The sequence below is a fragment of the Paracoccus sp. N5 genome (assembly GCF_000371965.1).
Lineage (GTDB): Bacteria > Pseudomonadota > Alphaproteobacteria > Rhodobacterales > Rhodobacteraceae > Paracoccus.
The window spans coordinates 2,393,876-2,420,854 of sequence record NZ_AQUO01000001.1 but is presented as its reverse complement, the minus strand read 5'-3'; the positions used below and the strand labels follow the sequence as shown (position 1 = coordinate 2,420,854).

General features: G+C 63.4%; 29 protein-coding genes and 3 pseudogenes. 20 read left to right on the top strand and 12 right to left on the bottom strand.

Translation table 11 applies throughout. The features are described from left to right. The 7 genes from PARN5_RS0112280 to PARN5_RS24575 all read left to right on the top strand — a co-directional run bounded on the left by PARN5_RS0112280 (position 1) and on the right by PARN5_RS24575 (position 3,685). Positions 1–1,287 carry a phage major capsid protein gene (locus PARN5_RS0112280; protein ID WP_018000069.1) on the top strand — a complete coding sequence of 429 codons (1,287 nt, stop codon included), beginning with the start codon at positions 1–3 and terminating at the stop codon, positions 1,285–1,287. 80 nt (positions 1,288–1,367) lie between these two features. Then, a complete protein-coding gene (locus PARN5_RS0112275; RefSeq protein WP_018000068.1) occupies positions 1,368–1,808 on the top strand; it encodes a hypothetical protein in 441 nt (146 codons plus the stop codon). A 67-nt stretch (positions 1,809–1,875) separates the two neighbouring features. Next, complete coding sequence (locus tag PARN5_RS0112270) at positions 1,876–2,415, top strand: head-tail connector protein (protein ID WP_018000067.1); 540 nt, start codon at positions 1,876–1,878, stop codon at positions 2,413–2,415. Positions 2,416–2,417: 2 nt separating this feature from the next. Further along, complete coding sequence (locus PARN5_RS0112265) at positions 2,418–2,738, top strand: phage head closure protein (RefSeq protein WP_036744610.1); 321 nt, start codon at positions 2,418–2,420, stop codon at positions 2,736–2,738. Between the two features lie 25 nt (positions 2,739–2,763). After that, positions 2,764–3,039 carry a DUF6127 family protein gene (locus PARN5_RS0112260; RefSeq protein WP_026155384.1) on the top strand — a complete coding sequence of 92 codons (276 nt, stop codon included), beginning with the start codon at positions 2,764–2,766 and terminating at the stop codon, positions 3,037–3,039. 72 nt (positions 3,040–3,111) lie between these two features. Next, entirely contained in the window at positions 3,112–3,351 is a 240-nt protein-coding gene (locus PARN5_RS22080; protein WP_018000064.1) for a D-Ala-D-Ala carboxypeptidase family metallohydrolase, read from the top strand. Positions 3,352–3,529: 178 nt separating this feature from the next. Then, a complete protein-coding gene (locus tag PARN5_RS24575; protein WP_172823795.1) occupies positions 3,530–3,685 on the top strand; it encodes a hypothetical protein in 156 nt (51 codons plus the stop codon). Here the strand turns inward: PARN5_RS24575 and PARN5_RS0112245 are convergent. Beyond that, positions 3,682–4,686: a glycosyltransferase family 2 protein gene (locus PARN5_RS0112245; protein ID WP_081614999.1), complete on the bottom strand. Its 1,005-nt coding sequence runs from the start codon at positions 4,684–4,686 to the stop codon at positions 3,682–3,684. The genes PARN5_RS24575 and PARN5_RS0112245 overlap by 4 nt on opposite strands. 8 nt (positions 4,687–4,694) lie before the next feature. Beyond that, the gene (locus PARN5_RS22075) at positions 4,695–6,224 is read right to left on the bottom strand and encodes a glycosyltransferase family 39 protein (protein ID WP_157403981.1); all 1,530 of its coding nucleotides are present in this window, start codon (positions 6,222–6,224) and stop codon (positions 4,695–4,697) included. Positions 6,225–6,389: 165 nt separating this feature from the next. Here PARN5_RS22075 and PARN5_RS0112235 point away from each other — a divergent pair, with 165 nt between their 5' ends. Both PARN5_RS0112235 and PARN5_RS0112230 read left to right on the top strand, forming a co-directional pair. Continuing rightward, positions 6,390–7,061 carry a response regulator transcription factor gene (locus PARN5_RS0112235; RefSeq protein ID WP_018000060.1) on the top strand — a complete coding sequence of 224 codons (672 nt, stop codon included), beginning with the start codon at positions 6,390–6,392 and terminating at the stop codon, positions 7,059–7,061. Between the two features lie 10 nt (positions 7,062–7,071). Then, entirely contained in the window at positions 7,072–8,454 is a 1,383-nt protein-coding gene (locus tag PARN5_RS0112230) for a HAMP domain-containing sensor histidine kinase (protein ID WP_018000059.1), read from the top strand. 61 nt (positions 8,455–8,515) lie between these two features. Here PARN5_RS0112230 and PARN5_RS23515 read toward each other — a convergent pair. Then, a pseudogene (locus PARN5_RS23515) lies at positions 8,516–9,203 on the bottom strand (IS5 family transposase). A gap of 62 nt (positions 9,204–9,265) precedes the next feature. Beyond that, on the bottom strand, positions 9,266–10,198 hold the full coding sequence (locus PARN5_RS0112215) for an NAD(P)/FAD-dependent oxidoreductase (protein WP_018000056.1): 933 nt from the start codon (positions 10,196–10,198) through the stop codon (positions 9,266–9,268). Between the two features lie 129 nt (positions 10,199–10,327). Between PARN5_RS0112215 and PARN5_RS0112210 the strand changes: the two genes are divergently transcribed. After that, positions 10,328–10,657 (top strand): hypothetical protein, encoded by a 330-nt coding sequence (locus PARN5_RS0112210; RefSeq protein ID WP_018000055.1) that lies wholly within the window; start codon positions 10,328–10,330, stop codon positions 10,655–10,657. Positions 10,658–10,870: 213 nt separating this feature from the next. Here the strand turns inward: PARN5_RS0112210 and PARN5_RS0112205 are convergent, their stop codons facing one another. Beyond that, positions 10,871–11,458, bottom strand: coding sequence for an AAA family ATPase (locus PARN5_RS0112205; RefSeq protein WP_018000054.1), 588 nt, complete (start codon positions 11,456–11,458; stop codon positions 10,871–10,873). 5 nt (positions 11,459–11,463) lie between these two features. Further along, on the bottom strand, positions 11,464–12,087 hold the full coding sequence (locus PARN5_RS0112200; protein ID WP_018000053.1) for a (d)CMP kinase: 624 nt from the start codon (positions 12,085–12,087) through the stop codon (positions 11,464–11,466). Positions 12,088–12,243: 156 nt separating this feature from the next. Here PARN5_RS0112200 and PARN5_RS0112195 point away from each other — a divergent pair, with 156 nt between their 5' ends. Together PARN5_RS0112195 and PARN5_RS0112190 are read left to right on the top strand one after the other, a co-directional pair. Continuing rightward, complete coding sequence (locus tag PARN5_RS0112195) at positions 12,244–13,083, top strand: LysR substrate-binding domain-containing protein (protein WP_232419345.1); 840 nt, start codon at positions 12,244–12,246, stop codon at positions 13,081–13,083. Position 13,084: 1 nt separating this feature from the next. Next, complete coding sequence (locus PARN5_RS0112190; RefSeq protein WP_036744609.1) at positions 13,085–15,082, top strand: cation-translocating P-type ATPase; 1,998 nt, start codon at positions 13,085–13,087, stop codon at positions 15,080–15,082. 468 nt (positions 15,083–15,550) lie between these two features. Here the strand turns inward: PARN5_RS0112190 and PARN5_RS0112180 are convergent, their stop codons facing one another. Genes PARN5_RS0112180 through PARN5_RS0112170 form a run of 3 tightly spaced genes read right to left on the bottom strand, consistent with a single transcriptional unit; the run spans position 15,551 to position 16,511 of the window. Next, the gene (locus PARN5_RS0112180) at positions 15,551–16,075 is read right to left on the bottom strand and encodes a hypothetical protein (RefSeq protein ID WP_018000049.1); all 525 of its coding nucleotides are present in this window, start codon (positions 16,073–16,075) and stop codon (positions 15,551–15,553) included. A gap of 2 nt (positions 16,076–16,077) precedes the next feature. Continuing rightward, positions 16,078–16,317, bottom strand: coding sequence for a hypothetical protein (locus PARN5_RS0112175; protein WP_018000048.1), 240 nt, complete (start codon positions 16,315–16,317; stop codon positions 16,078–16,080). After that, complete coding sequence (locus PARN5_RS0112170; RefSeq protein ID WP_018000047.1) at positions 16,314–16,511, bottom strand: hypothetical protein; 198 nt, start codon at positions 16,509–16,511, stop codon at positions 16,314–16,316. The genes PARN5_RS0112175 and PARN5_RS0112170 overlap by 4 nt, the downstream gene beginning before the upstream one ends. Positions 16,512–16,939: 428 nt before the next feature. Here PARN5_RS0112170 and PARN5_RS24215 point away from each other — a divergent pair, with 428 nt between their 5' ends. From PARN5_RS24215 to PARN5_RS0112145, 5 genes and pseudogenes are all read left to right on the top strand, one after another. Next, positions 16,940–17,323: a hypothetical protein gene (locus tag PARN5_RS24215; protein ID WP_157403980.1), complete on the top strand. Its 384-nt coding sequence runs from the start codon at positions 16,940–16,942 to the stop codon at positions 17,321–17,323. Between the two features lie 64 nt (positions 17,324–17,387). After that, positions 17,388–17,675: pseudogene (locus PARN5_RS24875) on the top strand (transposase); the annotation flags it as partial. Then, positions 17,573–18,175 (top strand): IS5 family transposase, encoded by a 603-nt coding sequence (locus tag PARN5_RS23510; RefSeq protein ID WP_232419300.1) that lies wholly within the window; start codon positions 17,573–17,575, stop codon positions 18,173–18,175. The pseudogene PARN5_RS24875 and the gene PARN5_RS23510, both read left to right, overlap by 103 nt. A gap of 101 nt (positions 18,176–18,276) precedes the next feature. Next, positions 18,277–19,365 carry a phage tail length tape measure family protein gene (locus PARN5_RS22060; protein ID WP_018000046.1) on the top strand — a complete coding sequence of 363 codons (1,089 nt, stop codon included), beginning with the start codon at positions 18,277–18,279 and terminating at the stop codon, positions 19,363–19,365. A 52-nt stretch (positions 19,366–19,417) separates the two neighbouring features. Next, positions 19,418–20,562, top strand: a pseudogene (locus PARN5_RS0112145) (IS3 family transposase). A gap of 440 nt (positions 20,563–21,002) precedes the next feature. On the opposite strand, the gene ettA reads toward PARN5_RS0112145, so the two are convergent. Together ettA and PARN5_RS0112135 are read right to left on the bottom strand one after the other, a co-directional pair. After that, positions 21,003–22,658, bottom strand: coding sequence for an energy-dependent translational throttle protein EttA (ettA, locus tag PARN5_RS0112140; RefSeq protein ID WP_018000045.1), 1,656 nt, complete (start codon positions 22,656–22,658; stop codon positions 21,003–21,005). A 70-nt stretch (positions 22,659–22,728) separates the two neighbouring features. Further along, entirely contained in the window at positions 22,729–23,586 is an 858-nt protein-coding gene (locus PARN5_RS0112135) for a sulfotransferase (RefSeq protein WP_026155382.1), read from the bottom strand. Between the two features lie 119 nt (positions 23,587–23,705). Here PARN5_RS0112135 and PARN5_RS0112130 point away from each other — a divergent pair, with 119 nt between their 5' ends. Further along, positions 23,706–24,557 carry a hypothetical protein gene (locus PARN5_RS0112130; RefSeq protein WP_018000043.1) on the top strand — a complete coding sequence of 284 codons (852 nt, stop codon included), beginning with the start codon at positions 23,706–23,708 and terminating at the stop codon, positions 24,555–24,557. A 95-nt stretch (positions 24,558–24,652) separates the two neighbouring features. Next, entirely contained in the window at positions 24,653–25,027 is a 375-nt protein-coding gene (locus PARN5_RS0112125; RefSeq protein ID WP_018000042.1) for a putative zinc-binding protein, read from the top strand. Between the two features lie 4 nt (positions 25,028–25,031). On the opposite strand, the gene rimO is transcribed toward PARN5_RS0112125, so the two are convergent. Then, positions 25,032–26,417 (bottom strand): 30S ribosomal protein S12 methylthiotransferase RimO, encoded by a 1,386-nt coding sequence (rimO, locus tag PARN5_RS0112120; protein ID WP_026155381.1) that lies wholly within the window; start codon positions 26,415–26,417, stop codon positions 25,032–25,034. A gap of 103 nt (positions 26,418–26,520) precedes the next feature. On the opposite strand from rimO, the gene PARN5_RS0112115 reads away from it, so the two are divergent. Beyond that, entirely contained in the window at positions 26,521–26,976 is a 456-nt protein-coding gene (locus PARN5_RS0112115; protein WP_018000040.1) for a hypothetical protein, read from the top strand. Positions 26,977–26,979: the final 3 nt, after the last annotated feature.

Below are 26,979 nucleotides of genomic sequence, written 5' to 3'. Positions count from 1 at the left end.
ATGGGCATCCAGAAATCGCCCCGCATCCACGGGGCCGTTCGCGTGCGTGCCGAGACCGGCGACGCGAACGCCATCCTTGCCGATCTGAACCGCGCCTTTGCCGCCTTCAAGGACGAGCATCAGGCCGAGATCAACGGCATCAACGCCCGCTTCGCCGATGTCGTGCAGGCCGAGAAGGTGGAGCGCATCAATGCCGAGATCACCCGGCTTCAGGGCGCGCTCGACGAGACAAATGCCATGCTGGCGGCAGCCAGGCTCGGCGGCGGTGTCGGCAGCGTAGATCGGGCGGACAGCCCCGAGACCCGCGAGCACGCCCGCGCCTTCAACCAGTTCTTCCGCCGCGGGGTCGAGGCCGGGTTGCGGGAGTTGGAGGTGAAGGCCGCCCTCCGCACCGACAGCGATCCCGATGGCGGCTATGTCGTCCCCGACCAGATGGAACAGATTATCGACCGGGTGCTGGGCTCGGTCTCGGCCATGCGGTCGATCGCCAGCGTCATCTCGATCTCGGCCGGCAGCTACAAGAAGCTGGTCAATCAGGGCGGGGCCGCAGCCGGCTGGGTCGGCGAACGCCAGGCCCGGCCCGAGACCGCCACGCCCACCCTGGCGGAACTGGCCTTCCCGGCAATGGAAATCTACGCCAACCCGGCCGCGACCCAGACCCTGCTCGACGATGCCCGTGTCGATATCGCCGCCTGGCTGGCAGAGGAGGTCTCGACCGCCTTCGCCGAGGCCGAGGCTGCCGCCTTCATCACCGGCGACGGGGTGAACAGGCCCCGCGGCATCCTGGCCTATGACACGGTCGCCAATGCCTCTTACGCCTGGGGCAAGATCGGCTACACCGCCTCGGGCGTGGCGGCAGCATTGACCGATGCCAGCCATAACGGCGTCGATGCGCTGATCGACCTCGTCTACGGGCTGAAGCAGGGCTACCGGCAGAATGCGCGCTTCCTGATGAACCGCTCGCTGCAGGCGGCGATCCGCAAGCTGAAGTCGAAGACCGAGGAACTCTATCTCTGGCAGCCCCCGGTCCAGGCTGGCCAGCCGGCGACGCTGCTCGGCTATCCGATCAGCGATGACGACAACATGCCCGATATTGCCGTCGGAGCTTTCCCGATCGCCTTCGGGGATTTCCGGCGCGGCTATCTGATCGTCGACCGCTTCGGCATCCGGGTGCTGCGTGATCCCTTCACCAACAAGCCCTATGTTCATTTCTACACCACCAAGCGCGTCGGTGGCGGGGTGCAGAATTTTGATGCCATCAAGCTGCTGAAGATCGCGGCCAGCTGATCGCCCGGCTGAACCAAGGCGCGCGCGCGGCAGGGTTCTGCCCGCGTCTTCCCACCCACATTCCTGCACAGGAGGATCCGATGAAGGATCTGCATTCCAGTCTCTCGGTGGCCGCGGCCATCGACGTGGCCACGCTCACCGACGACAGCACCCCCGTGGCCATTGATCTGCGCGGTCATGACGGTGCCGAGATCATTCTCGCCATTGGCGCGGGCGGCATCACCTTCACCTCGACCAACAGGATCGAGTTCATCCTGACCCATTCCGATGACGACAGCAGCTATGAGGCGGTGACTGCAGCCGACCTGCTGGGTGTCCCGACCGTGGGCGAAGGCGGCATCATCAAGGCGCTGGTCGAGGCCCACGCCACCGCCGCCGTTTACCGCTTCGGCTATGTCGGAACCAAACGCTACCTGAAGCTGCTGGCGGCGCTTGAAGGCACCCATGCCACCGGCACGCCGATTGCCGGCCTGGTGATCAAGGGTCACGGCCGGATCAACCCGCAGGCCGATCAGGCCTGAGTTCGATGCTGCAATAACTGCGCGGGCGGTGAAGACCGCCCGTGCCCTGCCTCAGGGGGTTTTGCCCATGTTCACGCTGACCCGCATCACCGCGCCCGCGGCCACGCCGATCACGCTGGAAGAGGCCAAGGCGCAGCTTCGGGTCGATCACGAGGACGAGGACCTGCTGATCCAGCATTATATCGATGCTGCCACCGCCTGGCTCGACGGGCCGGCCGGCATCCTCGGCCGCTGCCTGGTGACCCAAAACTGGCAGATGGGTCTGGATGCCGTCACCGGTCCCATCCTGCTGCCGTTTCCCGACAGCGAGATCGACAGCGCCGTGTTCACCGATGCCGCGGGCGGCGATCTCGATTACCGGATCGACCGGCGGGACCAACGCCTGTTGTTGCGACCTCTCGCGGGCTTTGGCCGTCCTGCGGCGATCACCTTCACCGCGGGCTATGGCGCCCCCGCCGAGATCCCCGTCGCCATCCGCCAGGCCATGCTGCTGCTGATCGCCCATTGGTATGAGAACCGGGCGGCCGTCAGTCTGGGCACCAGCCCATCGGCGCTGCCCGTGGCCGTGGATGCGCTGCTCGCCCCCTATCGCAGGATCAGGCTGTGAGCATGGTTGCCGGGCGCCTGCGGCGCAGGGCCACCTTCCAGGAGGCGGTGATGATCCGCGATCCGGACGGGATGCTGATCCAGGGATGGGAAGATCGCTTCACCCTGTGGTGCCATGTCCATTACCTGCGCGGCTCCGAGGCCGTCATGCAGGCACGGCTGGTCTCGAAGTCGCCGGCTATCCTGACGGTCCGTGCCAGCGCCGAGACCCGCGCCATCACCTCCGAATGGCGCGCCGTCATCGATGCGGTGATCTTCGACCTGAAGGAAGACCCTCGGCCCAGTGAGGGCGGCGCCTATCTCGAGATGCTGGCCGAGGCGTGAGAGGCGTAGGATGCGGGAGGCGCCGATGACACCGCACAGTTCTGATCGGTCGGATGCCGAACTGGAAGCATTGTTGGTCCGGGCCGCCGAGCAAGGCGCGAAACGGGCCCTCGCTGACCTTGGCCTCGATGGCGATGAAGCCGCGCTCGACATCCGCGACCTCCGCTCCCTGGTGGACTGCATCCGACTGGTGCGCCGCACCGCGATGCAGACGGCAGTCCGCATGATCACAACCGGCGTGATGCTGACGCTGCTCGCCGGCATCGTTCTCAAGCTCAGGATCTTTGGCAGCGGGCCGTAATGCGCGTTGCCGTCGATCAATTGTTCAGAACACACGCCCTCGAAGGCGGGTTTTTCCGTTTGGAGGACGCGTATGACCACGACCTTCTACCGTCATTGGCGTGACGTGCCCGACGGTGCCTGGCGCTGGCCGAACTTCAGCCCAGCCGAAATCGCCTGCCGCGGCACTGGCAAGCTGCTCGTCAACGCGCCGCCGCTCGACAGACTGCAGGCGCTGCGTGATCGCCTCGGCAAGCCGCTGATCGTCCGCTCGGCCTATCGCAGCCCCGAGCACAACCGCTCCCTGCAAACGCCCAAGTGCGCGACAGGATGAACGTACAGATAGCTGCAAAGACGGTCGAGATCAGAACGGCAGCTTCGAGACGAAACAAGCCGATGCCCAGCAATAGGAACAGGACGGTTTCATTTGCTAGAAATCCGATTGCCGCCACCACAGCGAACCGTCCGAAGGTCTGGGTCGCGGCCGAGCCATGTCCGGCGAAGGTGAACAGATGGTGACCCAAGAAACTGACCATGAAGGCAATCACGAAAGCAACGGCGTTGCTCATCAGCGGAAGCATGCCAAACTGGACAAGGCCAATCGCGGCGCCCAGATGGACAAGCGTTGCTGCACCCCCGGTCAGGGCGAACCGCACGACCTCGCCTAACATTCGCGTGACGCGGCAATCGTGACATCCTCGGCGATCAGATAGCCGGGGCGGCCTTTCACCTCGCTGAAGACCCGCGCCAGATATTCGCCCAACACACCGATGGACATCAACTGGATACCACTGAAGAAGAAGATCGCCACTGCCAGCGTGGACCAGCCGGGCACAGCATGGCCGAGCAGCAGCGTGCGGCTGGCTAGAAACAGCCCGTAGAGGATCGACAGCATGGCAAGGATCATTCCGATGCCGGTCCACATGCGCAATGGCCAGTCGGTGAAAGCGGTCAGCCCGGTCATGCCCAGTTTCAGCAACCCGCGGAAGCGGAACTTGGAGCTGCCCCCGCCGCGTGGCTGCAACTCGACCGGGATGGCAAGCGAGCGGAAACCGACCCAAGCATAAAGCCCCTTCATGAAGCGATTTCTTTCGGGCAGGGCGCAAAGCGCATCGACCACCTTTCGATCCATCAGCCGGAAATCCCGCGCTCCGGCAGGCATTGACACCTCGCTGCCGATATTCAGGAAGCGGTAAAAAGCGGCGGTGCAGCGGCGCTTCAACCAGCTTTCGTCATCACGATGGGCGCGGACGGCGTAGACGATCTCATAGCCTTCTCGGTAGCGCTCCAGCATCGTATCGACATAGCGCAAAGGCTCTTGCAGGTCGGCGTCGAGAATTACCACGGCTTTGCCCGTCGCATGACGCAGCCCAGCCATGATCGCCTGTTCCTTGCCGAAATTGCGCGACAGACGCAGCAGGCGAACCGGCAGGTCCCATTGGCCGGATGTGACCAGTTCCAGCGTTTCGTCGCTGCTGCCGTCATCGACGACAACGATCTCGGAATGCAGCACCAGCCTGCGCGCCTTGCGCGACACCCGTGTCAGCGTTTCCGCGATTGTTTCTGCCTCGTTATATGCCGGAATGACAAAGGATAGATCGGGCGCCAATGGCCCTGAATCGAGTGCGCGCGGCCTCATGTTTGCCGTTTCGCGACTGATATCCTGCATGCGGCCCATCATTTCACCTCGTTCGTCGGTCGGGTGACGAACAGGACGTGCCGCCCATATTCTCCCAAGTTTTCAAGACCCAATGTCGCCGCCTCCAACGCCATGGTCGGAGGCACCGAAAAAGCCGCCGATGCACCGCTGCCGGCCAGTCGCGCGAAATCTGCGGGATCAATGGCGCGCGCTTTGCCCCGCGAATAGAATTCGGCCGAGTAGCTGCGCCCGCCGAGGGTATAGAGCGGCGCATCGGGCATCGCTGTGCTGGCGGCCGCAACGAGCCGCTTGTCGGATTTCAATCGGATCTTCTGCGGCGCGAAAACCGCGCCCGAGATCAGCGCCAGGAAAAACGCGAAGATTACCGATGTCGCGATGGCAAATCCTGTTCGAGTTGCACGGCTCGGTTGGGCCTCGAACACCTGCGTGAACAGCACCACCAGCAAGACAGCGGCAGCTGGAAGGCCGGGCAGGACATAGGCGGCGAGAATATTGGATGCGGGCGTGAACAGCAGCAAAGGCGACAATGCCCAGAGCAACAGATAAACCAGCCAGCCCGAGCGATCCTGCCGGAACATTGTGACCGTCTTGTCCAGGCGGGTCAGTAGCAAGGTGGCAACCAAGCTCCATGGCAGGGCTGCCATCAGCAAGAACAGCCAGATCATGCCCTTGGCTTCCCGATGGCCAGACCCGTACAGATCGCCCTGCCAGCCGGGGGTTAGGAAACGCTGAACATGCTCTCCGATGAGGAAGTAGCGCAGGAATCCGGGTGTGGCGATTTCGGCGGCGACATACCAAGGCGCGACCAGCGCTATCAGCAATGCCATGCCGCGCGCCCATGGCAGCAAGCGCAGCAGGTGCCAGTTCCATGTCAGGGCCAGCCACAGCATCAGGGGAATGCCGCTCAGCACAACCGCCACCGGCCCCTTGGCCAGCATTCCAATTGCCAGCCCTAGAAAGACGCCATAACCCCAACGCCTGTTGCCATCACCGACCGCCTGCCAGAATCCGACCATGACCAGCGTCGTGCAAAGAACCATCGGCATGTCGGTCATCACGAAACTCGAAGCGCCAAAGAACATCGCCATCGTCGCAAGCACCGTCATCGCAACCAACGCCGTATTGCGCCCGACGGTATCACGCACCCACAGCCAGACGAGAAACAGAACCGCCAGAGCGGTCAGCATGATCGGCAACCGAGCGGCCGCTTCGTTCACGCCGAACAGTTGCATTCCCCCTGCCGATAGCCAGGTATGCAGCGGCGGCTTGCCCCAGAACGGCACGCCATAGTCGAATTGCGGTGTCAGCCAGTTCCCGGTTTCAACCATCTTGCGGGCGATTTCGCCATAGCGGGCCTCGGTCGTGTCGGAGAAAGGTACGGCAAACATTGCCCAGAGCCGCAGAAGCCCGAACGCCGTTAGAACTGCCACCAGAAACCGGCGGGTCGGGCTATCCAACTGCATATCACACAGCGTCGGTCGCACATTTGGGCGGGTTCGGGTCGCCGCCGCGTGCTGGCGCACATGGGCCTCGTCTATTGTTGTCATCTTGTCCTGCTCGATCGGCTGACGGTTCGTGTCAGCAGCTATCTACCAGGAACGATCTGTCCGGGCCGTTGCCGGAACTATACCAATCCGTAATGTCCCGACGTCTTGACCCAACCGCACAGTGGGCTATCCCTGCGGGCAGACAGAATACGGAAAGCAGCAGCCATGCGCGTCCTTGTGGTCGAGGACCATCCCGAAACGGCCGACTACATTGCCTCCAGCCTCCGGGCGCAGGGGCATCTGGTCGATCACTGCGACAATGGCCGCGATGGTTTCCTGTCGGCGCTGGACAACAGTTACGACGTGATGATCTTTGACCGCATGTTGCCAGGTCTGGATGGGCTGACCTTGATCAAATCCGTGCGCGGCGCAGGAGTCGAGACGCCGATCCTGATCCTTTCGGCGATGGACGGGATCAATGACCGGGTCGAGGGGCTTGAGGCGGGATCGGACGACTATCTCGTCAAGCCATTCTCGTTTCAGGAACTGTCAGCGCGGCTGGCAGCGCTGACTCGCAGGCCGCCGCTGAAAGCCGAGGAAACCGTCTTACAGGTGGCCGATCTGGAAATGAACCTGATCCGCCGTACGGTCACGCGGGCGGGCATTTCTCTGGACCTGCAGCCTCGCGAGTTCAAGCTACTGGAATATCTGATGCGCAATGCTGGCCGGGTACTGACCCGCACGATGCTGCTGGAATCAGTCTGGGATTTCCATTTCGATCCCAAAACCAACGTCGTCGAGACCCATATCAGCCGGCTACGTAACAAAGTGGACAGGCCCTTCAAGATCGAGTTGATCCATACCGTCCGCGGGGCCGGGTATAGCCTGCATGGCTAGGAATCTCGGCATGTTTCACTTCCTGCGCTCGACCTCGGCGCGGTTGTCTCTGCGTTTCGCCGCACTTTACGCCATCATCACTGCCCTCGTCTTTGGTCTGACTTACCACTTCGCGGATCGGGAAATCAGCGAGTGGGTGCTAGACCAACTTGCGGACGATGCAGCCGGTTTTGGCAATCTTTACGAAAGCGAAGGTCTGGATGCGGTTCAGGCAAAGCTGGGCGGATTTGACGGGTTCAACTTCGAGGATTATCGGATCTATCTGCTTCAGGACGCGGACGGCAACGTTCTGGTCGGAAATGTCAATGCCATCGACCGGCAAGGCAGCAGCGACTACGTCCCGGTCAATGCAATCCAAGCCGACAAGCCCCGCTATGAAGATGTGACGGGTTATCTGCTTCACTCGGTGCAACTCGGCCCGAACCGGCTGACATTGGGCACAAGCACCTATTTTCTTGAAGAGCTGCGCGAGGTTTTAGGCCGCGGATTCGTTGCAGGTTTTATCCTCTTGCTGCTTACCGGTTTGCTGGCCGGGATCATTGTCGGCCGCAAAACCGAACGGCGGCTGACCCAGATCGCCACGACGCTGAAATCGGTGGCACTGGGGCAGTTGGATCGACGCGTCCCCACCACTGGCAGCGATGGCGATGACCTTGCCCGTATGGCAGATGAAATCAACCGCACCATCACACAGCTTCAGCAGATGGTCGAAAGCCAGAAACAGATTTCAGCCGATATCGCCCATGACCTTCGCACGCCCATGCAGCGCCTCAAACAACGGCTGGATGTGCTTCGGAATACGCCCGACCTGACTTCCGAGATCAGGGAAGATGCGGAACAAGCCGTGGAGATCGCCGACGATCTGATCGAGACATTCCACGCCCTGCTGCGGATCGCGCAGATCGAAGCCGGTCAGCGGTCAGGTCGGTTTACCGCAGCCCCTCTTGCCCCGATCCTCGCCCGGATCGAAGACGCCTACGGTCCCGTCGCCGAAGAAAACGGTCAAACGCTGAGGTTTGACATCGAAGATCAGGACGCGATGGTTCAGGGCGATCAGCAACTCCTCACCCAGATGATCGCAAATCTCGTTGAAAACGCCCTGCGTCACTGTCCATCAGACACGCGGATCGAGGTCACGCTGTCGAGGGTGGATGACAGCGCCCTGCTTCAGGTTTCCGACAATGGTCCGGGCATCCCAGCTGAGGAACGGGACAAGGTTTTCCGCCGCTTCTTTCGCCTCGAAAAGAGTCGCACGACCCCGGGCAATGGCTTGGGCCTCAGTATGGTCAGGGCGATTGCCGAATTGCATGGCGCGGTGTTGACACTGAACGATAATCATCCGGGCCTGTGCGTTCTGGTCTCGTTTCCGCCTGTTGCTCGCGAAGATTACTAACCCCCCTGATTGCAATCGTTTTTGCGGTCGCCGTTATGCTAGGGTCCAGACTCATTGAATTTCACAGCGAGAACAAGACGGTTGCGGCGAGCATGATCGCGGAGAAGAAGGTTTCCGGGCAGCGGTCGTATCGGGTGGCGACGCGCCGCCAATCCTTCAGACGGCCGAACATGATCTCGATGCGGTTGCGCCGTTTGTAGCGCCGCTTGTCGTATTTGACGGCCTTCCTGCGGGACTTTCGACCGGGGATGCAGACCTTTATCCCCCTGTCTTTCAACGCTTCTCTGAACCAATCAGCGTCGTAGCCCCTGTCAGCCAGCAGCCAACCCGCCTTCGGCAGACTGCCCAGAAGAGCCGCGGCGCCTGTGTAGTCGCTGACCTGGCCGGCCGACTCCGCCCGATCTGGCGTGCGCGCCCCCCTTTTTCACGCACAGGCTCGACGCCGTGCGGTGTGCCTTGAGATAGGTCGCATCGATCATGATCGTCTTGTGATCGGCGCTCTCAGCGGCCAGGCCGACCATGATCCGGGCGAAGACCCCGTTGTCACTCCAGCGCTTCCAACGGTTGTAGAGGGTCTTGGCGGGCCCGTATTCCTTCGGCGCATCACACCACCGCAACCCATTGCGGTTGATGAAGATTATGCCGCTGAGAACGCGGCGATCATCGACGCGGGGCTTGCCATGACTCTTGGGAAAGAACGGCTTCAGGCGTTCCATCTGGGCATCGCTCAGCCAGTAAAGATTGCTCATCGATCAGGTCTCCTTGCGGAGCCTGAATCATGCCAAACGCCTGAAATCAATGGGTCTGGAGCCTAGTCGAGCGTCTGCCCGTCCTGGTCGCGCAGATCGTTGTGGATCGCCACCGCGGCGCGCGAGCCGGTGCCCATCGCCGTGCCGATCTGGTCCAGCCCATCGACCGCGTCGCCGGCGGCATAGACCCCGTCCAGACTGGCGCGCTGGTGGGGATCGGTCGCATAGCACTGGCCGCCGACCAGATCGGTCCCCAGCATCCGTCCCAGGTCGTTGCGGGTGTGCGACCCCAGTGCGGCATACAGCGTGTCCATCACCTCGGTCTGGCCGTCGGCCAGCGTCAGCACCACCCGGTCGCCCGAGAAGTCGAACCCCGAGACGGGTGCCGCGACGACGCTGATCCCGGCCGCGTCGGCCTGCGCTTGGGCGTCGGGGTCCAGCCCCTCGCCGGTCAGCGAGATCATCACGATGTCCGGGCTGTAGGTGCGCAGGAACAGCGCCTCGGCCAGGGGGTGTCGGTCGCCGCCCAGCACGCCGATGCGCTTGCCGGTCTGTTCGAACGCGTCGCAGATCGGGCAATAGCGCAGCAGGCCGCGGTCGACGGCGTCGGCGTGCACGTCCTCGGGGACCGGCGGGCGGTGGTTGACCACCCCGGTCGCCAGCAGGACGGTGCGGGCGGTGATCGGGCCTGCGTCGGTCTGGGCGGTGAAGAGCCGGCCGTCGCGCCGCAGCCCGGTGACTTCCCCTCGGCGCAGATCGGCCCCGTAGCGGCGCGCCTGGTCGGCCATGTTCTCCAGCAGGTCGGCGCCGACCACGCCCTGCGGATAGCCCGGGTGGTTGTGCGACCGCGGGATCATCTTCAGTCGCCCCTCGCCCTTGTCGACCAGCACCACCTTGCGGTGGAAGCGGCCCAGATAGATGGCCGCGGTCAGGCCGGCCGGGCCGCCCCCGACGATCAGGCAGTCAATCGGTCCGGCGGCGGGGGCGTCTGGCATCGGGTCTCCTTCTGCGCGGGTGGGGCGCGACGGGGCGGGGCAAGGGGGTTCAGCGCATCCGCAACGCGCCGTCGATGCGAATCGTTTCACCGTTCAGATATCCGCCGACTGAACCCGCGCGACAGCAGCATGACGATCCTGACGGATGTGAACATCAAGCGCATCATCCGCCGCCCTTCGACCTTCGGCCCCAAATGGACATCCGATGTCACAGCCGCGGATGACGGCAAGGACGCCCGCGGGCTCTTCTTCATCTTCATCAGCGCGCGCGCCTATGACACGATCGAGTTCCTGCAGCAGGAGTGGATCAACCGCGGCAACTTCATCGACCTCGGGGAAGAACTCGACCCGATCGTGGGCCTGCACGAAGAGCCGGGCACCTTCACTATCCCGGACGAACCCGCTCGCCGCCGCGTGAACGGCGTGACCACTTTCAACCGCCTGCGCGGCGGAGAATAAATGTTCATGCCCTCGATCTCGGCACTGAAATGGATCGCGAAAGGAGAGTGGGTCGGTTCCTGATCCGCTTTCCGGCCTGTCTTCGCCAAGCCTCGCCCTGCTTCAGGATGAACGCCTTCTGCGCCTCGGTGAACTTCGACGCCTTCATTGTCGTCAGCTCCTCTCGCAGCCGGCTAAGTTAGCTGAAAACTCCACTTTCAAACGGTCCTGTTATCAGGGGGCAAAGCACCTCCGGTCCTCGCGCAGTTTCGGCGATGCGAATTGCAGACGCTTCATCACCCTCAACACTATATCAGCGAGCGTGTCGGGATCGTGGCGGCCGCTGTCAAGAATGCGGGTCTCGTGCGTGAGGCTCGCCTTAGCACTTAGGCAGGACTCCACCTGCGCTAACCGCCAGGTTCGGATCTGTTCATTTCTCGACTCGTCAGGATGCATGCTCTGCCCGACGATACGTTCGCACAATATCTCCCGGTCGACGTCCAAATAGAAATGAATGAAATTTGAATCGATCGATCGAACAGCGGAAAAGATCTCGTCGCGATGCGCTGGGTTCAGCAAGGTCATCGGCACTGCAATGTCCTGAGGATAATGGTCGCGTAGCTCGGCAATCGCCTGAACTGTAAGCCGACGCCAAAAAGGCAGGTCCTGATAGTTTCCGCTAGGTGGCATCGCCACGACCGTCTTGACGACGTAACCGATTTCCTCAGGGTCTAAAACGAGGAGGTCGGACCGCTTTTCGCACAGCCTTGAGGCGAGTGTGGTTTTGCCTGCGCCGAACGGTCCATCGATCCATATAATCATTGTTTCTATCGCTCCGCAGCGCTGCCAGCGCCTGTGAAACCAGACTCCGTGAATAAAACGTCGAACTGTTGTTCAGGTCGGACATCCTTAAAGTAGAAGTCCTCAGCAGCCTGCCACTGGTACTCCCAGGCACCCATCTCACCTTCGCGGGCGAGAAGCCTAGCCTGCCGGACAGGTTCGTCAACCTTCAACAATACCGAAAGATCGATCAGATCGGCCAGTTCCGGCCGAGCCGAGTATACGCCTTCGAGGATGATGATCTGCCTCGGTTCAATGCACGTGGGTTCGTCGAGGAGTCTTCCGTCAAACGTCTCCCAGTCGAATGCCCGCCAGCTGGCGCGATGACCCGCGCGCAGGCTCTCAAGCACGGCACGCTGTCGTACCCAATCGATGCAGCTGCGAACCAAGCAGGCGGGAGGCTCCTCACGTATGGACGTTCCTCCGGCATAGAAGTCGTCACCCTCGACCAGCGTCGCGCCCAAGTCCGCAGCAAGGACTGCAGCAAGCGTCGATTTGCCAGTGCCGCTGCGCCCATCGATGGCAACCGAAAGCGGCCGTCGGCTGCAAGCCGCTTTCAGGGAAAGCAAATCGCTCAATGCGCCGAGGTCAGCTGGGTGGTACTGCGTCATGACTTTTTTTTCTTACAGGTTCTTTCGACTGCGCATCGGGCTGACCCCGAACGTGCGCACTCACATCCCACGATGCGCATTTGTCGACCGATGCTTTCTATGCGTCAGGCGGGATCCAGGGGATTCCCCTCTAACTCTAGTCAAGGAGACAGGCAATTGGGCCGCCTTCTATCTTCCGCATTCATGCTATCGGAAGTAGCCATTGCCGGGTACCTGCTCACCCCCGCCGGAGAGGAACTGCGTGACGGCGCCCTGCGCGTCGAGGAGGAGATCGCAAGCCTGAGCCGCAAGGTGACCGGGCAGGATCTGCGTCTCAGCGGCGCCGTGCGGGTCACGACCATCGACATGCTGGCATTCGGGCTGCTGCCGCGGCACCTCGCCGGATTCCGCGATGCCTATCCCGGTATCGAGGTCGAGCTCGTCGTCGGCAATGTCGCTCTGAACCTCAGCAGGCGTGAGGCTGACGTCGCGCTTCGCGTCGGCAATGCGCCAGCCGAGACCCTGGTCGGGCGCCGGGTCGGACGGCTCGCCTTTGCCGTCTACGCCAGCGCCAACTACCATGCGCGGCGGCCGGAGCCTGACCTCTCGCTCCACGACTGGATCGGCTTCGATTCCGAGCACGAGGCGCTTGTCCGCCGCGTCGCCCGCTTCCTCCCGGAGGCAAAACCGATGCTCCGCACCAACTCAGTGGCTGCCGCTCTCTCCGCCGCCAAGGCCGGGATGGGACTTGCGCCGCTGCCTTGCGGACTTGCGGACCTCGAGACCGATCTCGTACGCATCGCCCCGCTGCCTGGCGAATTCACCCTCGACCTCTGGCTGTTGACTCATGACGATCTGCGCCAGACCGCGCGCATCCGGGCTTTTCTCGACTTCCTGGCCGAGGTATTGGCAAAGGAAGCGCCTCTGCTGGAGGGCATGAGCCGCGAGGCAATGGATGCGCCTTTGCACGGCGACCTGTCGAAGGTCGACGAGCATGCACCAGCAGCCAGGAGATGACATGGGAAAGCCGTTTCAGATCGACCGCTCATTCGCGCTGACGGCTCTCACCGTCCTTGGGATGCTCCCGGCCACTCTCGCGCTATGGCCGCTTCAGGGCGCCACCGCGGCTTTCTTCTCCCTCGCAGGTCTCTCGCTTGTTTATCTGGCAGGCGGTTTGCCCGCCGCATGGCGGGCCGCCATCACCTTATGGGAAGAGCGCATTCTCGACATCGACCTGCTGATGGTCGTTGCCGCCATTGCGGCCGCGGCTGTCGGCGCGCCCTTCGAGGGTGCGGTCCTGCTGACGCTCTTCAGCATCTCGACCACGCTGGAGGAGCGGGCGCTCGGCCGCGCGCGCCGGGCCATCGAGGCGTTGATGGAACTTCGGCCGGAGACGGCACTTCGAAAGGCGCCGGACGGGTCAGTCTCGGAAGTCCCTGCTGCCGATCTTCGGGTGGATGACGTCCTGGTGCTGCGGCCCGGCGCGCGGGTTCCGGCGGACGGGGTGATCGTCAGCGGCCGGGGCTCGCTGGACGAGGCCCACATCACCGGCGAATCGATGCCCGTCGCCAAACAACCCGGCGCCCAGGTTTTCGAGGCGACGGTCAACCTCGATGGCGTGCTCGAGATGGCCGTGACCAAGACGATCGAGGAAAGCACCGTCGCCCGCATGATCGCGCTCGTCACCGAGGCACAGGCGGCCAAGGCGCCATCCGAACGCTTCAGTGCCTGGTTCGGGCAACGCTACACGGTCGCGGTCATGGCCGGAGCCGTCCTGGCCTTCGCCGCCTTCTACTGGTTGGGGCGCGACTGGGAGGAAGCGCTCTACCGATCAGCGACCCTGCTGGTGGCGGCGAGCCCCTGCGCGATCGTGATCTCGGTCCCCGCCGCGATCCTTTCCGCCCTGTCGGCGGCCGCTCGCGGGGGCGTGTTGTTCAAGGGCGGGGCCGCGCTCGAGACATTGGCGGCAGTCGACATTTTCGCGTTCGACAAGACCGGAACCCTGACGACTGGTAGGGCCTCGATCACGAAGGTGGTGGCGCTCGACGGCGACCAGCTGCGCTTTCTCTCGCTTCTTGCGGGGCTCGAGGCCCATTCGGAACATCACAGCGCGGCAGCCATCCGGCAGGAAACCGTCAGCCGCGGTGTTGAACCGGCTCAAGTAACAAACGTGATCACCCGGCCAAGTGCCGGCATCGTCGGTGATGATGGCGAGGGGCAGTTGTGGGCTGGCAATCCGCGCCTTGCTACGCAGATGGGAGCGTCCATTGATCATCAGAGGCTAGAGGCGCTGGCTGCGGATACCGAGACGGTCATCTATTTCGGGCGGGATCAGCAGGTGATGGGAGCTGTTGCCATCGCGGATCAGGCCCGCCCGACCTCTGCGCCGGCGCTTGCTGCATTGCGGGAAGGTGGGGTCACCGAAATCATCATGATGACCGGCGATCGCCGTCCGGTTGCGTTGCGGATTGGCGAAGAGCTCGGATTGAAGCCCGAGGAAATCCATGCCGACATGCTGCCGGAGGACAAGGTCAGGATGGCGGGCGAGTTGGCTGCCAGAGGCAAGGTCGCCTTCGTCGGCGACGGGGTCAATGACGCCGCCGCGCTGGCCCGCGCCGATGTCGGGATCGCCATGGGTGCTGCGGGCTCCGACGTCGCGCTCCAGGCAGCCGATGTGGCGCTTCTGTCGGAAGACATGGGACGGCTTGCGGACGCGCATCGACTGGCGCGTCGCGCCGCAAGGATCATCCGGCAGAACCTGCTGTTCGCGATGGGCGCCATGGCCATTCTCGTGACGGGAGGACTGTTCTTCGAACTGCCCCTCCCACTCGCGGTGATCGGTCACGAAGGCGGAACGGTTCTGGTGGTGCTCAACGGGCTGCGTTTGTTGAGGGACCCGATCCGCCGCAACGAAAACAAGTCAGCGTCACCAGATCAGGTGGTGACGGTCGACAGCATCAGCGCCCCCGTCCAACGTCATGCCTATCGCAGAAAGATCCCGCGGCGCGCGGGTTGAAAACAACGACTTCAACTCGTTTCCGGCCCAGAGAAGGTTGGATATCAGGCCCTTACCCTCCGCCACTTGCCTTTGTTTTCATTGAAGAAAATAACCATCTTGGCGACTTACCCGCCAAAACATCCGCCTTACCGTTTGTGGTTGCACGCTACCAATCGCGGTTTATTGCGGTGCAGATTTGGCACACCCCGGCGGATATCCTCTAACCAAGAGCGCTGCCCCCGACCGTAGCCGGGGGCACCCTCATCAGTCGAACTCGGACAGAAGCTGGTCGCACAGCGACTTCATGTTGCCCACTATTTCCTCGGCCAGGTCGAGGAAATAGTGGAAGGTGGTCGAACTCGGCCAGCCCCGCAATCGGCTTCACCATCTTGGCCGAGATCAGCGCGGCATAGTCGCGCTCGATTTGGCCGATCAGGGCGTGAAGCCGGCGGGCCTTTTTCGCCAGGTCGAATGCCTGTTCCTCTGTCATGCCGGCACCCCCAAAAGAGCCCGTGCCTCGGCAAAGATGCGCTGCGCCCTATCGCCTTCCGAGAGGTCGTGGTCGCCGTTGATCGTGTAGCCCATGATTTTGCGTAGCATGTCGTCGGCGTTCTGGGCAGGAAGATCAACGATCCGATCCGCCAGCGCGACCGTCTCCATGTTGTAGGCTTCGAAATCGTCCTCGGACAATCCGTGGTCGCCATTCAGAAACGTATTCCGGCGAACGATTTCCCGATGCAGCGCCGCGATGGGGCTTTCCCCTGTCCGGGGCCGACCAACTGCATGTTCAGCGTCTGTCCAGCCCAAGTCCTCGCATTCTCCCGTCATGGCAACCAGCATCCCGACCGCTGCCTCAAGCGTGCTCCGTTTGAAGTGATGCTGCCCGAACAGCCTTTCCGGGTTGAGATTGCTGTCGCTCGCCAGGATTTCGGCCTGGATCAGGCCTATGGCGGTGCAGAGGTTGTCGAGAGGGGTATGCAACCTCACTTCGGTGAACTCGAACTGTGCCATACTTATGCCGCATCCCCCTTGCCAGCCCTTGCTGCCTCGAAAAGGGTTTCAAAGGCAGCATGGGCTTTCTCCAACTGCTCCTGCATGGCGTGCGTGACGCCGATCAGCGCATCAAGGTTTCTGCGCCGCTGGCCCGTGGCCGACTCATCGACTGCGTCAACTGCCAGATCGAGCGCTGCCAGCAGGTTCCCCACCTTGCCGAACTCGGCCTGCACGTCGTTGAGGTTATCGGACGTAATCATGCTGCACCCCCGATCAGCCTGTCAGCCTGCCGCATTGCCGCGCGCACGTAGCTGCGGGCCTCGCGCTCGGCCTGGGAGTAGCCATGCCGCTTTTCGGAGGCATCCAGCGCCAGCACGAGGCTGTCGCGAATATCGGTGAGTCGCGCCTGTGCAAAGACAGGGGCGAACACTTCCGTTCTGGGTTGAATGGTCATTTCAGTTCTCACTCAGCTTATGGCTTTCCACGGCCATTGCCAGCGACGGGCTGGCGCCGGGACGTTGGAAACCTGCTGAGTGACAGGCCGGACGTTTTTCCCTTTCGGGTCTTGCATGGCGCCCGCGTCCCGACATAAGCTGTCGGTAACGAACGGCCGCCAAGCCGTCGCAGCGCACCCCGCCAAGGGTGCATTCGCCCACAACCTCCGCGCCAACGGAGGGCCTATCCGGCAGGTGGGTATAACTCAGTCCGGGTTTCCACGCCCACGGACACGCTACACCCGACATGTCTAAAAGGTCAAGCCTGCCCCTCGGGGCAGAAGCATGGCCCGTTCACGATCCAGAGCTTTATCGTGCGGGCACCATAGGCTCGCCATGGTGCTGGCAAGGCCGGTCCAGACTGGCGCCCCTTAACCCCGGCGTAATTTTGCGCCGGCCCGCCTGCGATTCTTGCGATTGTCGCGATTGTCGTCGCGATCTGGGACTTAAATCGCGGGAAGCGCAACGCCCATGTAGCGGACATCGCGGCGATCTGCCCCAAAATCGCGAAATCGCGACAATCGCAACGCTTGTTGCCGCTACCGACGGCTGGCTGGCCTATGGCGCGGCGCTGAATGAGGGCCGGGCGCTGTTCGCCGAGGACCGCGCTTTCGGGAAATGGATCGCCGAAAACCTCTCCGACAACTTGTCGGTCAGCCCCAACGATCATGAACGCGCCGCCGCCATGTGGGCCGCCGCCAACGCCGATCAGCTTGCCGAGGCGAAAAGCGGGGCAACTTGCCCCACTTTAATGGACAAGGTTATTGATTGATTAGGGCGTGTTGACAAAAGGGATTCACCGGGCGCGGTGATCGTGATTCAAGCTGGTATCTGCAATGGAGACCAGCGTGGCACGAAACCTGATGTCGAACGACGAGTGGGCGTTCTTTGAACGCTTCATCCTGGCTGTCCGTTCTCCGAACGGCCGCAAGCCCACGAACCATCGGCTTGTTCTGGATGGGATTTTCTGGATCGCCCGAACGGGGTCGCCCTGGCGCGACCTGCCGGAAGAGTTCGGCAAATGGTCGTCTGTCTATCGGCAGTTCCGGCGCTGGACGTTGGCGGGGCTGTGGGAACAGATCCTGGAGGCGCTGAACGAGAGCCGGATCGTGCCGGATGCGCTGCAGATGATCGACAGCACCGTGGTTCGCGCTCATCATCAGGCAGCGGGCGCAAAAGGGGGACTCCGCGCCAAGGTTTCGGCCGCTCGCGAGGTGGCTTCACGACCAAGATCCATCTGCGGGTCAATGCGGCAGGCCTGCCCATGAGAACCGAGATCACGGCCGGGCAGACATCGGACTACCTCGGCTTCGATCTGGTCATGGCTGACAACCTGCCCGAGCCAAGCGTTCTGCTCGCAGACCGCGGCTACGACTCCGACAACATCCGCAAGACCATGGAGGTGCGCGACGTGGTGCCGGTCATCCCCATGCGCAAAACCCGGAAGCTACGGGTCGCCGTTGACCGCAGGCTCTACCGCCTGCGCAATCTCGTTGAGCGGTGCTTCAACAAGCTCAACAATGCCCGTCGCGTCGCCACCCGCTACGACAAGACCGCCGAAAGCTTCCTGGGCTTCATCGACATCACGTCGATCCGCCTCTGGCTCCGCCATTTGTCAACATGACCTAGCGTGGTTTGCGCTAATATCCCCAGCTATCGCAGGCGATGCCGCGACTATTGCAAAAGCCGCCATGAGTATCCGCATAATTCCCCCGAGGTGTCTAAATGACCGATTTCGCGAAACTTGTTCTCGCGGCCGATGCTACGGGCCTTGTGCAGGGCGAACAAGCCTTAGACAGCCTCGCTGCAAAAGGTGCGCAGGAGGGCCGGCTTGGCGGCGCGATGAAGCGCACCGCTTCGGATCTGCGGCAAGCGGGCGCTGCGGCGAAGGCTGCGGGCACGGAGATCCAGGCAGCAGCCGGCCAGACCGGCAACCTCGTCTCACAGTTCAACGACATCGCCACGATGATGGCGGCGGGGCAGAGTCCGATCCAGTTGGCCATGCAGCAGGGCACGCAGATTTCGCAGGTTCTGGTAACCATGGGTGGGGGTGTCGGCGCCGTGAAAGCGCTCGGCGCCGCCTTCATGGGCATGTTGAACCCGGTTTCGCTCCTGACTATTGGCTCTATCGCTATGGGCGCGGCCTTTTCGCAGGCGCTCGCCAGCATGATACCCGAGACCAAGGATTTCGGGGAGGCGATTGACGATCTGAACGAGGCCATCGACCAGGCGCGCAGCAACCTCGACTTGTTCGCCGACGGTGGCGCGAAGCTGCGCGAGATTTATGGTGGCGTGACCGAAGAGGTTACTGATCTGGCAAAAGCCATCGCGCGCGTTGATCTGCGCAAGATGAATGACGCGGCCAATCAGGCCACGGATGCCTTGTCGAGAGAATACAACGGCAGCGGGTGGGGCAACGTGTCCCGGCGCGAAGATATGGCCAATGGCCTTGACCTCCGAGGCGCCGCCCTCGATCAAATGGCATATCTGGCCGATTTTCTCGGAACAGAGGCCGAGCTTGGCAAGCGGCTCGATATCCTTACCGCAATGAGAAATGTGCTGGAAGAATCCTTGCCTCCGGTCGAGCAGATGAGCGCGCGGCAGCGAGACTACTATTTCGGAGTTGTTGACGCAGAGAAGGCAGCGACGCGAGCGCTCAAGACCGCCCAAGACACTGCGGCCGCCGAGAGGTCCCTTGCCGACGCCAAGATTGCCGCAGCCTACGCCTATGCCGGCGAAACCATGCGGCAGAGCGCCGCGATGCGTGCCGCCTACGACGACGGGCTGAGCACCTCCCCGAAAATCGGACAGTGACGTAAGCTCTGATCTTCCGTCTGCTGGTCTCCAAGAACGAGGAGAACAGACGATGTCGAAACGCAGGAACCATGACGCGGGCTTCAAGGCTCGCGTGGCGCTGGAAGCCGTGAAGGGCGAGCGCACCGTGTCGGAGCTGGCCGCGGAATACGGCGTGCATCCGACGATGATCCACCAGTGGAAGAAGGCGCTGCTCGAGGGGGCATCGGACATCTTCGAACGCGGCAGGAAGAAGAAGGCCGAGGTCGACGAGGAGACGGTGCGATCGCTGCACGCCAAGATCGGAGAGCTGGCCGTCGCCAACGATTTTTTGTCACGAAAGCTCAAGCCCTGGACCGGCAGGTGAGGCGCGGGATGATCGAACGCTCTCACCCCACGCTGTCGGTCGGGGCGCAATGCCGTCTGCTGTCGATCTCGCGGTCGTCGTTCTACTACGCACCGCAGGGCGAGACCGAGATGAACCTGGCGCTCATGCGGCTGATCGACCGTCAGTTCCTGGAAACCCCCTTCTACGGCGTCCAGCAGATGACCTGGCACCTGCAGAACGAAGGGCACCCAGTGAACATGAAGCGCATCCGGCGGCTGATGCGGCTCATGCGTCTGATGCCGATCTACCAGAAGCCCAACACCAGCAAGCCTGCGAAGGGGCACAAGACCTACCCCTATCTGCTGGGTGGCCTGCGGGTCGATCGGCACAACCATGCCTGGTGTGCCGACATCACCTATCTGCCGATGCGACGAGGCTTCCTCTACCTGGTCGCCATCATGGACTGGTTCACCCGCAAGGTGCTGGCCTGGCGCATCTCGAACACGCTCGAAGCCGACTTCTGCGTCGAGGCGCTGAACGAGGCGGTCCACCGCTTCGGCCCGCCCGAGATCATGAACACCGATCAGGGCTCGCAGTTCACGTCCTTCGCCTGGACCGACCGGCTGAAACGGATCGGCACCCGGATCTCGATGGACGGCAAGGGCCGGTGTCTCGACAACATCTTCATCGAGCGCCTTTGGCGGTCCCTGAAGTATGAGTGCGTCTATCTGCACGCCTGGGAGACCGGCTCGCAGGCGAAGGCGGGCGTTGGCCGATGGATCACCTTCTACAACCACCAGCGGCCCCACGCCGCCCATGGCGGACAGCCGCCCGCCGTGGTCTACTTCAACCAGATCGAAACCGATCAGCAGGGGCAGAGAGTAGCTTAAATCATCCCGGAAACTGTCCAAGAGATGGGGAGTAGCTCAGTTACTCAAAATTTCTTTTCCTCCCAACTTTACTTGAAGGCGAAGGGTTCGCACATCCGCTGCGGCCGTTGACGCCGACAAGCGCCGCGCAGTTCACCCAGCGCAGTGCTGGCGTCACCCAAAGGCTTGGATATGGCCACGGTGTCCAGAACCGGCGGCAGCAGCGACGGGTTGAACGCTATCACCCCAACAAGCGTGGAACAGGGCGGCCAGCCGGCATGGTAAAGTCCTAATAGGGCATCGCAAATGCAGAGCTTGATTCTGCCCGCCGCCCTAAATTTTCGACCCGAAAGTTTAAAATGCCGCTGCAGATCAAACTCTGTTTGGACCCTGAACGCGCAACCCTAAACCTTTCGGCCGAAAAGTTTAGGGTTGCGCCCGGTCCCAGACTCCGGCCGCCCCTACCTCGTGAACTTCTTGTATTTCACCCGCTTCGGCTCGATCGAATCCGGGCCGAGGCGGCGGACCTTGTCGGCCTCGTAATCCTCGAAGTTGCCCTCGAACCATTCGACATGGGCGTCGCCCTCGAAGGCCAGGATATGCGTGCAGAGCCGGTCGAGGAAGAAACGGTCGTGCGAGATGATGACGGCGCAGCCGGCGAAATCCTCGAGCGCCGCCTCCAGCGCCTGCAGCGTTTCCACGTCCAGGTCGTTGGTCGGCTCGTCCAGCAGCAGCACGTTGCCGCCGGATTTCAAGAGCTTGGCCATATGCACGCGGTTGCGTTCGCCGCCCGACAGCAGGCCGACCTTCTTCTGCTGGTCGCCGCCCTTGAAGTTGAAGGCCGAGGCATAGGCGCGGCTGTTCATCGAGGCATCGCCCAGCACGATCTGCTCGGCCCCGCCCGAGATTTCCTCCCAGACGGTCGCCTCGGGGTTCAGCGCATCGCGCGACTGGTCGACGAAGGATAGTTTCACCGTGTCGCCATAGCTGATCTCGCCGGCGTCGGGCTTTTCGTGCCCGGTCAGCATCTTGAACAGCGTGGACTTGCCGGCGCCGTTCGGGCCGATCACGCCGACGATGCCGCCCGGCGGCAGGCTGAAGGTCAGATCCTCGATCAGCAGCTTGTCGCCCATGGCTTTCTTCAGCCCGGTGACCTCGATCACCTTGTTGCCCAGCCGCTCGCCGTTCGGGATGATGATCTGGGCGTTCGACAGCTTCTCGCGCTCGGACTGGCTGGCGAGTTCGTTATAGGCGTTGATCCGGGCCTTCTGCTTGGCCTGGCGCGCCTTGGCGCCGGCGCGGATCCATTCCAGTTCGCGCTCCAGCGTCTTCTGCTTGGCCTTGTCCTCGCGCGCTTCCTGTTCCAGCCGCTTGGCCTTCTGTTCCAGCCAGGCCGAGTAATTGCCCTCGTAGGGAATGCCGCGGCCGCGATCCAGTTCCAGGATCCAGCCGGTGATGTCGTCGAGGAAATAACGGTCGTGGGTGACGATCAGGATGGTGCCGGGATATTCGATCAGGTGCTTTTGCAGCCAGGCGATGGTTTCCGCATCGAGGTGGTTGGTCGGTTCGTCCAAGAGCAGCATGTCGGGCTGTTCCAGCAGCAGCTTGCACAGCGCCACGCGGCGGCGCTCGCCGCCCGACAGGCTTTCGACATCGGCGTCGTCCGGCGGGCAGCGCAGCGCCTCCATGGCCACGTCGATCTGGCTGTCGAGATCCCAGAGGTTCTCGGCGTCGATCTCGTCCTGCAGCTTCGCCATCTCGTCCGCGGTCTCGTCCGAGTAGTTCATGGCCAGCTCGTTATAGCGGTCGAGCTTCTGCTGCTTGGCCTTGACCCCCTCCATGACGTTGCCGCGCACGTTCAGCGCCGGATCGAGCTGCGGCTCCTGCGGCAGATAGCCCACGGTCGCGCCCTTGGCGGCCCAGGCCTCGCCGGTGAAGTCCTTGTCGATGCCGGCCATGATGCGCAGAAGCGTGGACTTGCCGGCGCCGTTAACGCCGACGACGCCGATCTTGACGCCGGGCAGGAAGTTCAGGCGGATGTTCTCGAACGTCTTCTTGCCGCCCGGATAGGTCTTGGACACCCCGTCCATGTGGTAAACGAACTGGTAGGAGGCCATGATCTTTCCCCGTCTCTGAGACCCGTGAATCGCGCGGATATGTAGTCGAGACGGGCGGAAAGGGAAAGTCTCAGCGGAACTGGCGGGTGAAATCCAGTCCGAAGGTGCGGTCGAGGAAGCCGAATTGCGGCTCCAGCTTCTCGCGCAGCCGGGCGCGGGCCTTGTCGGGCAGCGCCAGCGAATTGTCCGAGGCAAAGACCTTCTTGCCGATGTCGCGATAGTCATGCGCGGGCAGGCCCAGGAAGTCCTCGACCCGGCGCAGGAAGCCCAGGGGGTCGCGGGCGATCATGCCGAAGGGCATGTAGAGCAGCCGGTCCGGCCCGAAATGCGCGTTCCAGCGCGGCACATAGCTCATGTAGTCGCCGCGATCCATCAGCACCGGATCCTCGACTTCGGTCAGCCAGTCCTCGACGGTCTTCGGTTTGCGGCGGGCGCGGGTCAGGTTCATCTTCAGCTGCGACACCGCCCGGTCGACGGGGTGGCGGATGATATAGACGAACTTGGCGTCGGGCAGGAATTTTGCCACGAATTCCACGCCTTCCGCCGGAAGCGTCGAATATTCCGGCGTCACGTCGATCGGATGCGTGCCCTTGGGCGCGGGCGAGAACACCAGCTTGTACCAGTGGTTGGTGAACATCGGCTCGCGCGTGATGCGGTTCAGATAGCGCGTCATCGCGGGCGGCATCTCTTCGCCCCTGGCATCCCAGCGCTTCTGGATGTTCTGGCGGCCGCGGCGGAAATGCCAGGGCAGCCATTTGCGGTGCTCCTCGATGAAGCGGTGGTTGAAGAACTGCACCTCCTTGAAGGGCGGCGTCCAGACCTCGGGATGCTGCGAGAGCATCTGCGACAGCCAGGTCGTGCCGGCCTTTTGCGCGCCGATCCCCAGGAAATCGGGCTTGCGGGGCTTGCCTTCGGGGTCCCAGTTCATGCGTTCCGCCTTCATCCGTCACCGTCAGGCCCCTACCTAAGCCAGCCCGGCCGAAGGGGGAAGCCGCATATCGACAGCCGGCGCGCGCGTGGTTAACCTCTGCTGCAACGGAGGTGCACATGACCGGTTTCCTGCCCAACAACCGCCAAGCGCCGCAGCACAGCCCGGTGCCGCGCAAGTCGATCCTCAGCCCGGCGGATGCGCTGCGCCGGGGCCGCGTGCTGCCGCCGGCGCAATGCCGCGACAACCGCGCCAAGCTCGACAACCTGCGCCGGCTGATCGCCGCGGCCGAGCGCGAATACCGCGAGATGACGCTGGAGCTGGACCGGCTGAACGATGAGGGCCGGGTCTGGCTGGTCGTCGACCTGATCCACAAGACGGCGCTGGCGACGCTGGACCTGGGCGCGGCGATCATGCAGGTCTCGGGACTGAAGGCGGGCGACGCGGTGCGGGCGCTGGCCGACGGCACGCAGACCTTCAGCGACGTCTATGGTGGTGCTGCGGGGGTGGCGAACGGCTCGGTCTCGGGCAAGGAGTTCGCGCGCACCCTGGCGCAGCGGGCGCTGACCCATACGCCCGCCAAGGGCGCCGGCGGCGCCTATGCCAAGGGCACGGCCGACCTGGCGCTGGGGGGCTGGTCCAGCATCGACAATATCACCGGCGCCCAAGGCGGCAGTGCGCGCAACACCCGCACCGCCGAAGCCGGGGTCGAGGCGGCGGCCGGCCTGATCCAGCGCACCGCCGACACGCTGGACACGCCGGCCTCCAAGCGGGTCGGCGCGGCGGCGCAGATCGCCAAGGCGATGGCGAGTTACAACCGCGAGCTCGAGGGCGCCTTCAACCGGAGGCTGGAAACCTCGGGCGGGCTGATGGCGACCAAGGCGACCTTCCAGGCGACGATGCAGCGCACCATGGCCCGCTATCGCCGCGATGCGGCCGAGCTGGAGACGCTGCTGGAGGGCTGCATCTAGCCCGCGCCGTCAACCCTGCCGCATGCGACACCTTGTCCATCGACAGGGCCGGGCCAGCCATGGTCCACTGGCCGAAAGTGTATGCGAGGTCGGTGATGAACGCGCACGCCCAGCTGCCCCTGGTCTATTCCTGCTCTGGCTGCTCCAGCGCGGCGCAGATGGCGAACTACCTTGCGGTGCAGATGGACCGCCGCGGACTGGCCGAAATGTCCTGCATCGCCGGAGTCGGCGGCGACGTGCCGAAGCTGGTCCGCATCGCCACCTCGGGCCGCCCGATCATCGCCATCGACGGCTGCGCGCTGGCCTGCGTGCGCAACTGCCTTGCCCGCCATGACGTCGCGGCCTCGCAATACCACCTGCTGTCCGACCACGGCGTCCGCAAGCGCTACAAGACCGATTTCGACCCCGAAGAGGCCGAGCGGGTGCTGTCGGAACTGGCCGAGGCCCTGGTTCCGGCCGCCGGCGCCTAGGCCGTCACTCCAACCGCCCCCAGAGGTCGTATTCCCCGGCCTCGTCCACCGTCACCGTCACGATGTCGCCGGGGGTCAGGCTCTCGAAGCCTTCGTCGATGAACAGGTTGCCGTCGATTTCCGGCGCGTCGGCCTGCGTGCGGCAGGTGGCGCCCTCGGCATCGACCGAATCGACGATCACCTCGATGCGGCGGCCGACCTTGGCGGCGAGCTTCGCCTCGGAAATCGCCTGGGCCTTTTCCATGAACCGGTCCCAGCGTTCCTGCTTGACCGCGTCGGGGACGTGGTCGGGCAGCAGGTTCGCCCGCGCGCCCTTGACGTTTTCGTATTGGAAGCAGCCGACGCGATCCAGCTGCGCCTCGTCCAGCCAGTCGAGCAGGGTCTGGAACTCGGCCTCGGTTTCGCCCGGATAGCCGACGATGAAGGTCGAGCGCAGGGTGATCTCGGGACAAGCCGCGCGCCAGGCGGCGATCTCGTCCAGCGTCCTGGCCGCCGCCGCCGGCCGGGCCATGCGGTGCAGCGTGTCCGGGTGCGCGTGCTGGAAGGGGATGTCGAGATAGGGCAGCACCAGGCCATCCGCCATCAGCGGGATCAGGTCGCGCACATGCGGATAGGGATAGACGTAATGCAGCCGCACCCAGGCGCCCAATCCGCCCAGATCGCGGGCCAGGTCGGTGATATGGGCGCGGTGGCCGCGTTCGGTCGCGTATTTGCGGTCAAGGCCGTAGGCGGAAGTATCCTGCGAGATCACCAGCAGTTCGCGCACCCCGGCCTCGACCAGCTTCTCGGCCTCGCGCATCACCGCATGGGCCGGGCGCGACACCAGCTTGCCGCGCATGTCGGGGATGATGCAGAACTTGCAGGCGTGGTTGCAGCCCTCGGAGATCTTCAGATAGCTGTAATGCCGCGGCGTCAGCTTCACCCCCGAGGCCGGCAGCAGGTCCACGAACGGGTCCGGCGCGGGCGGCACGGCGGAATGCACCGCGTCCAGCACCTGCTCGTATTGCTGCGGGCCCGTCACCGCCAGCACGGAAGGATGCGCGCCGGTGATGTATTCCGGCTCGGCCCCCAGGCAGCCGGTGACGATGACCTTGCCGTTTTCCGACAGCGCCTCGCCGATGGCCTGCAGGGACTCGGCCTTGGCCGAATCGAGGAAGCCGCAGGTGTTCACGATCACCGCGCCGGCGCCCTTGTAGTCGGGGCTGATGGCATAGCCCTCGGCGCGCAGGCGGGTCAGGATGCGCTCGCTGTCCACCAGCGCCTTGGGACAGCCGAGGCTGACCATGCCGATGGTCGGTTGCCCGTCCCTTCGCCCCCCCTCCCCTTGTGCAGAGTCGAAGATCGGGCTGGGGGCGAGATCGGGGCGCAGCAGGGGCGGGTTCTGGCTCATGATGCGCGGCATATAGTGGCAAGCGGGGCGCTTGTTAAGCAGGAAGCGCGGCTCGCCGGAACGTCATTTGGCGTTCCGCGTTCGGCAAGGCATAGCAAGGGACATGAGCATGCCATCCATCCTGACCCGTCTTTCGCTGGCCGCCGCACTGTCCATGGGGCTGGTCGCAGCCCCCCCGGCAAGCGCGCAGCCGCGCGGCAAGCCCATCGTCATCCTGAACAACAAGGGCGGCAATGTGCTGGAGGCGATCCAGTATCGCAACCAACTGGCCCGCAGCGGCCGGCCGGTCGAGGTGCGCGGCTATTGCCGCTCGGCCTGCACGATCTACATCACCCTGCCGAACGCCTGCCTGGGGCCGGGCGCCACGGTGGGCTTCCACGCCCCGCGCATCCCCGGCACCACGATCATCCCGCCGATCGTGGACGAGCTGATGGCGCAATATTACCGGAACGGCATCCTGCGCAAATGGAACGGCGAGTGGAAGCATTCGCTGAACATGCACAAGATCAGCGCCCGGCAATATGTCGCGCTGGACCCGCAGACCCGGCTGTGCCGCTGACGC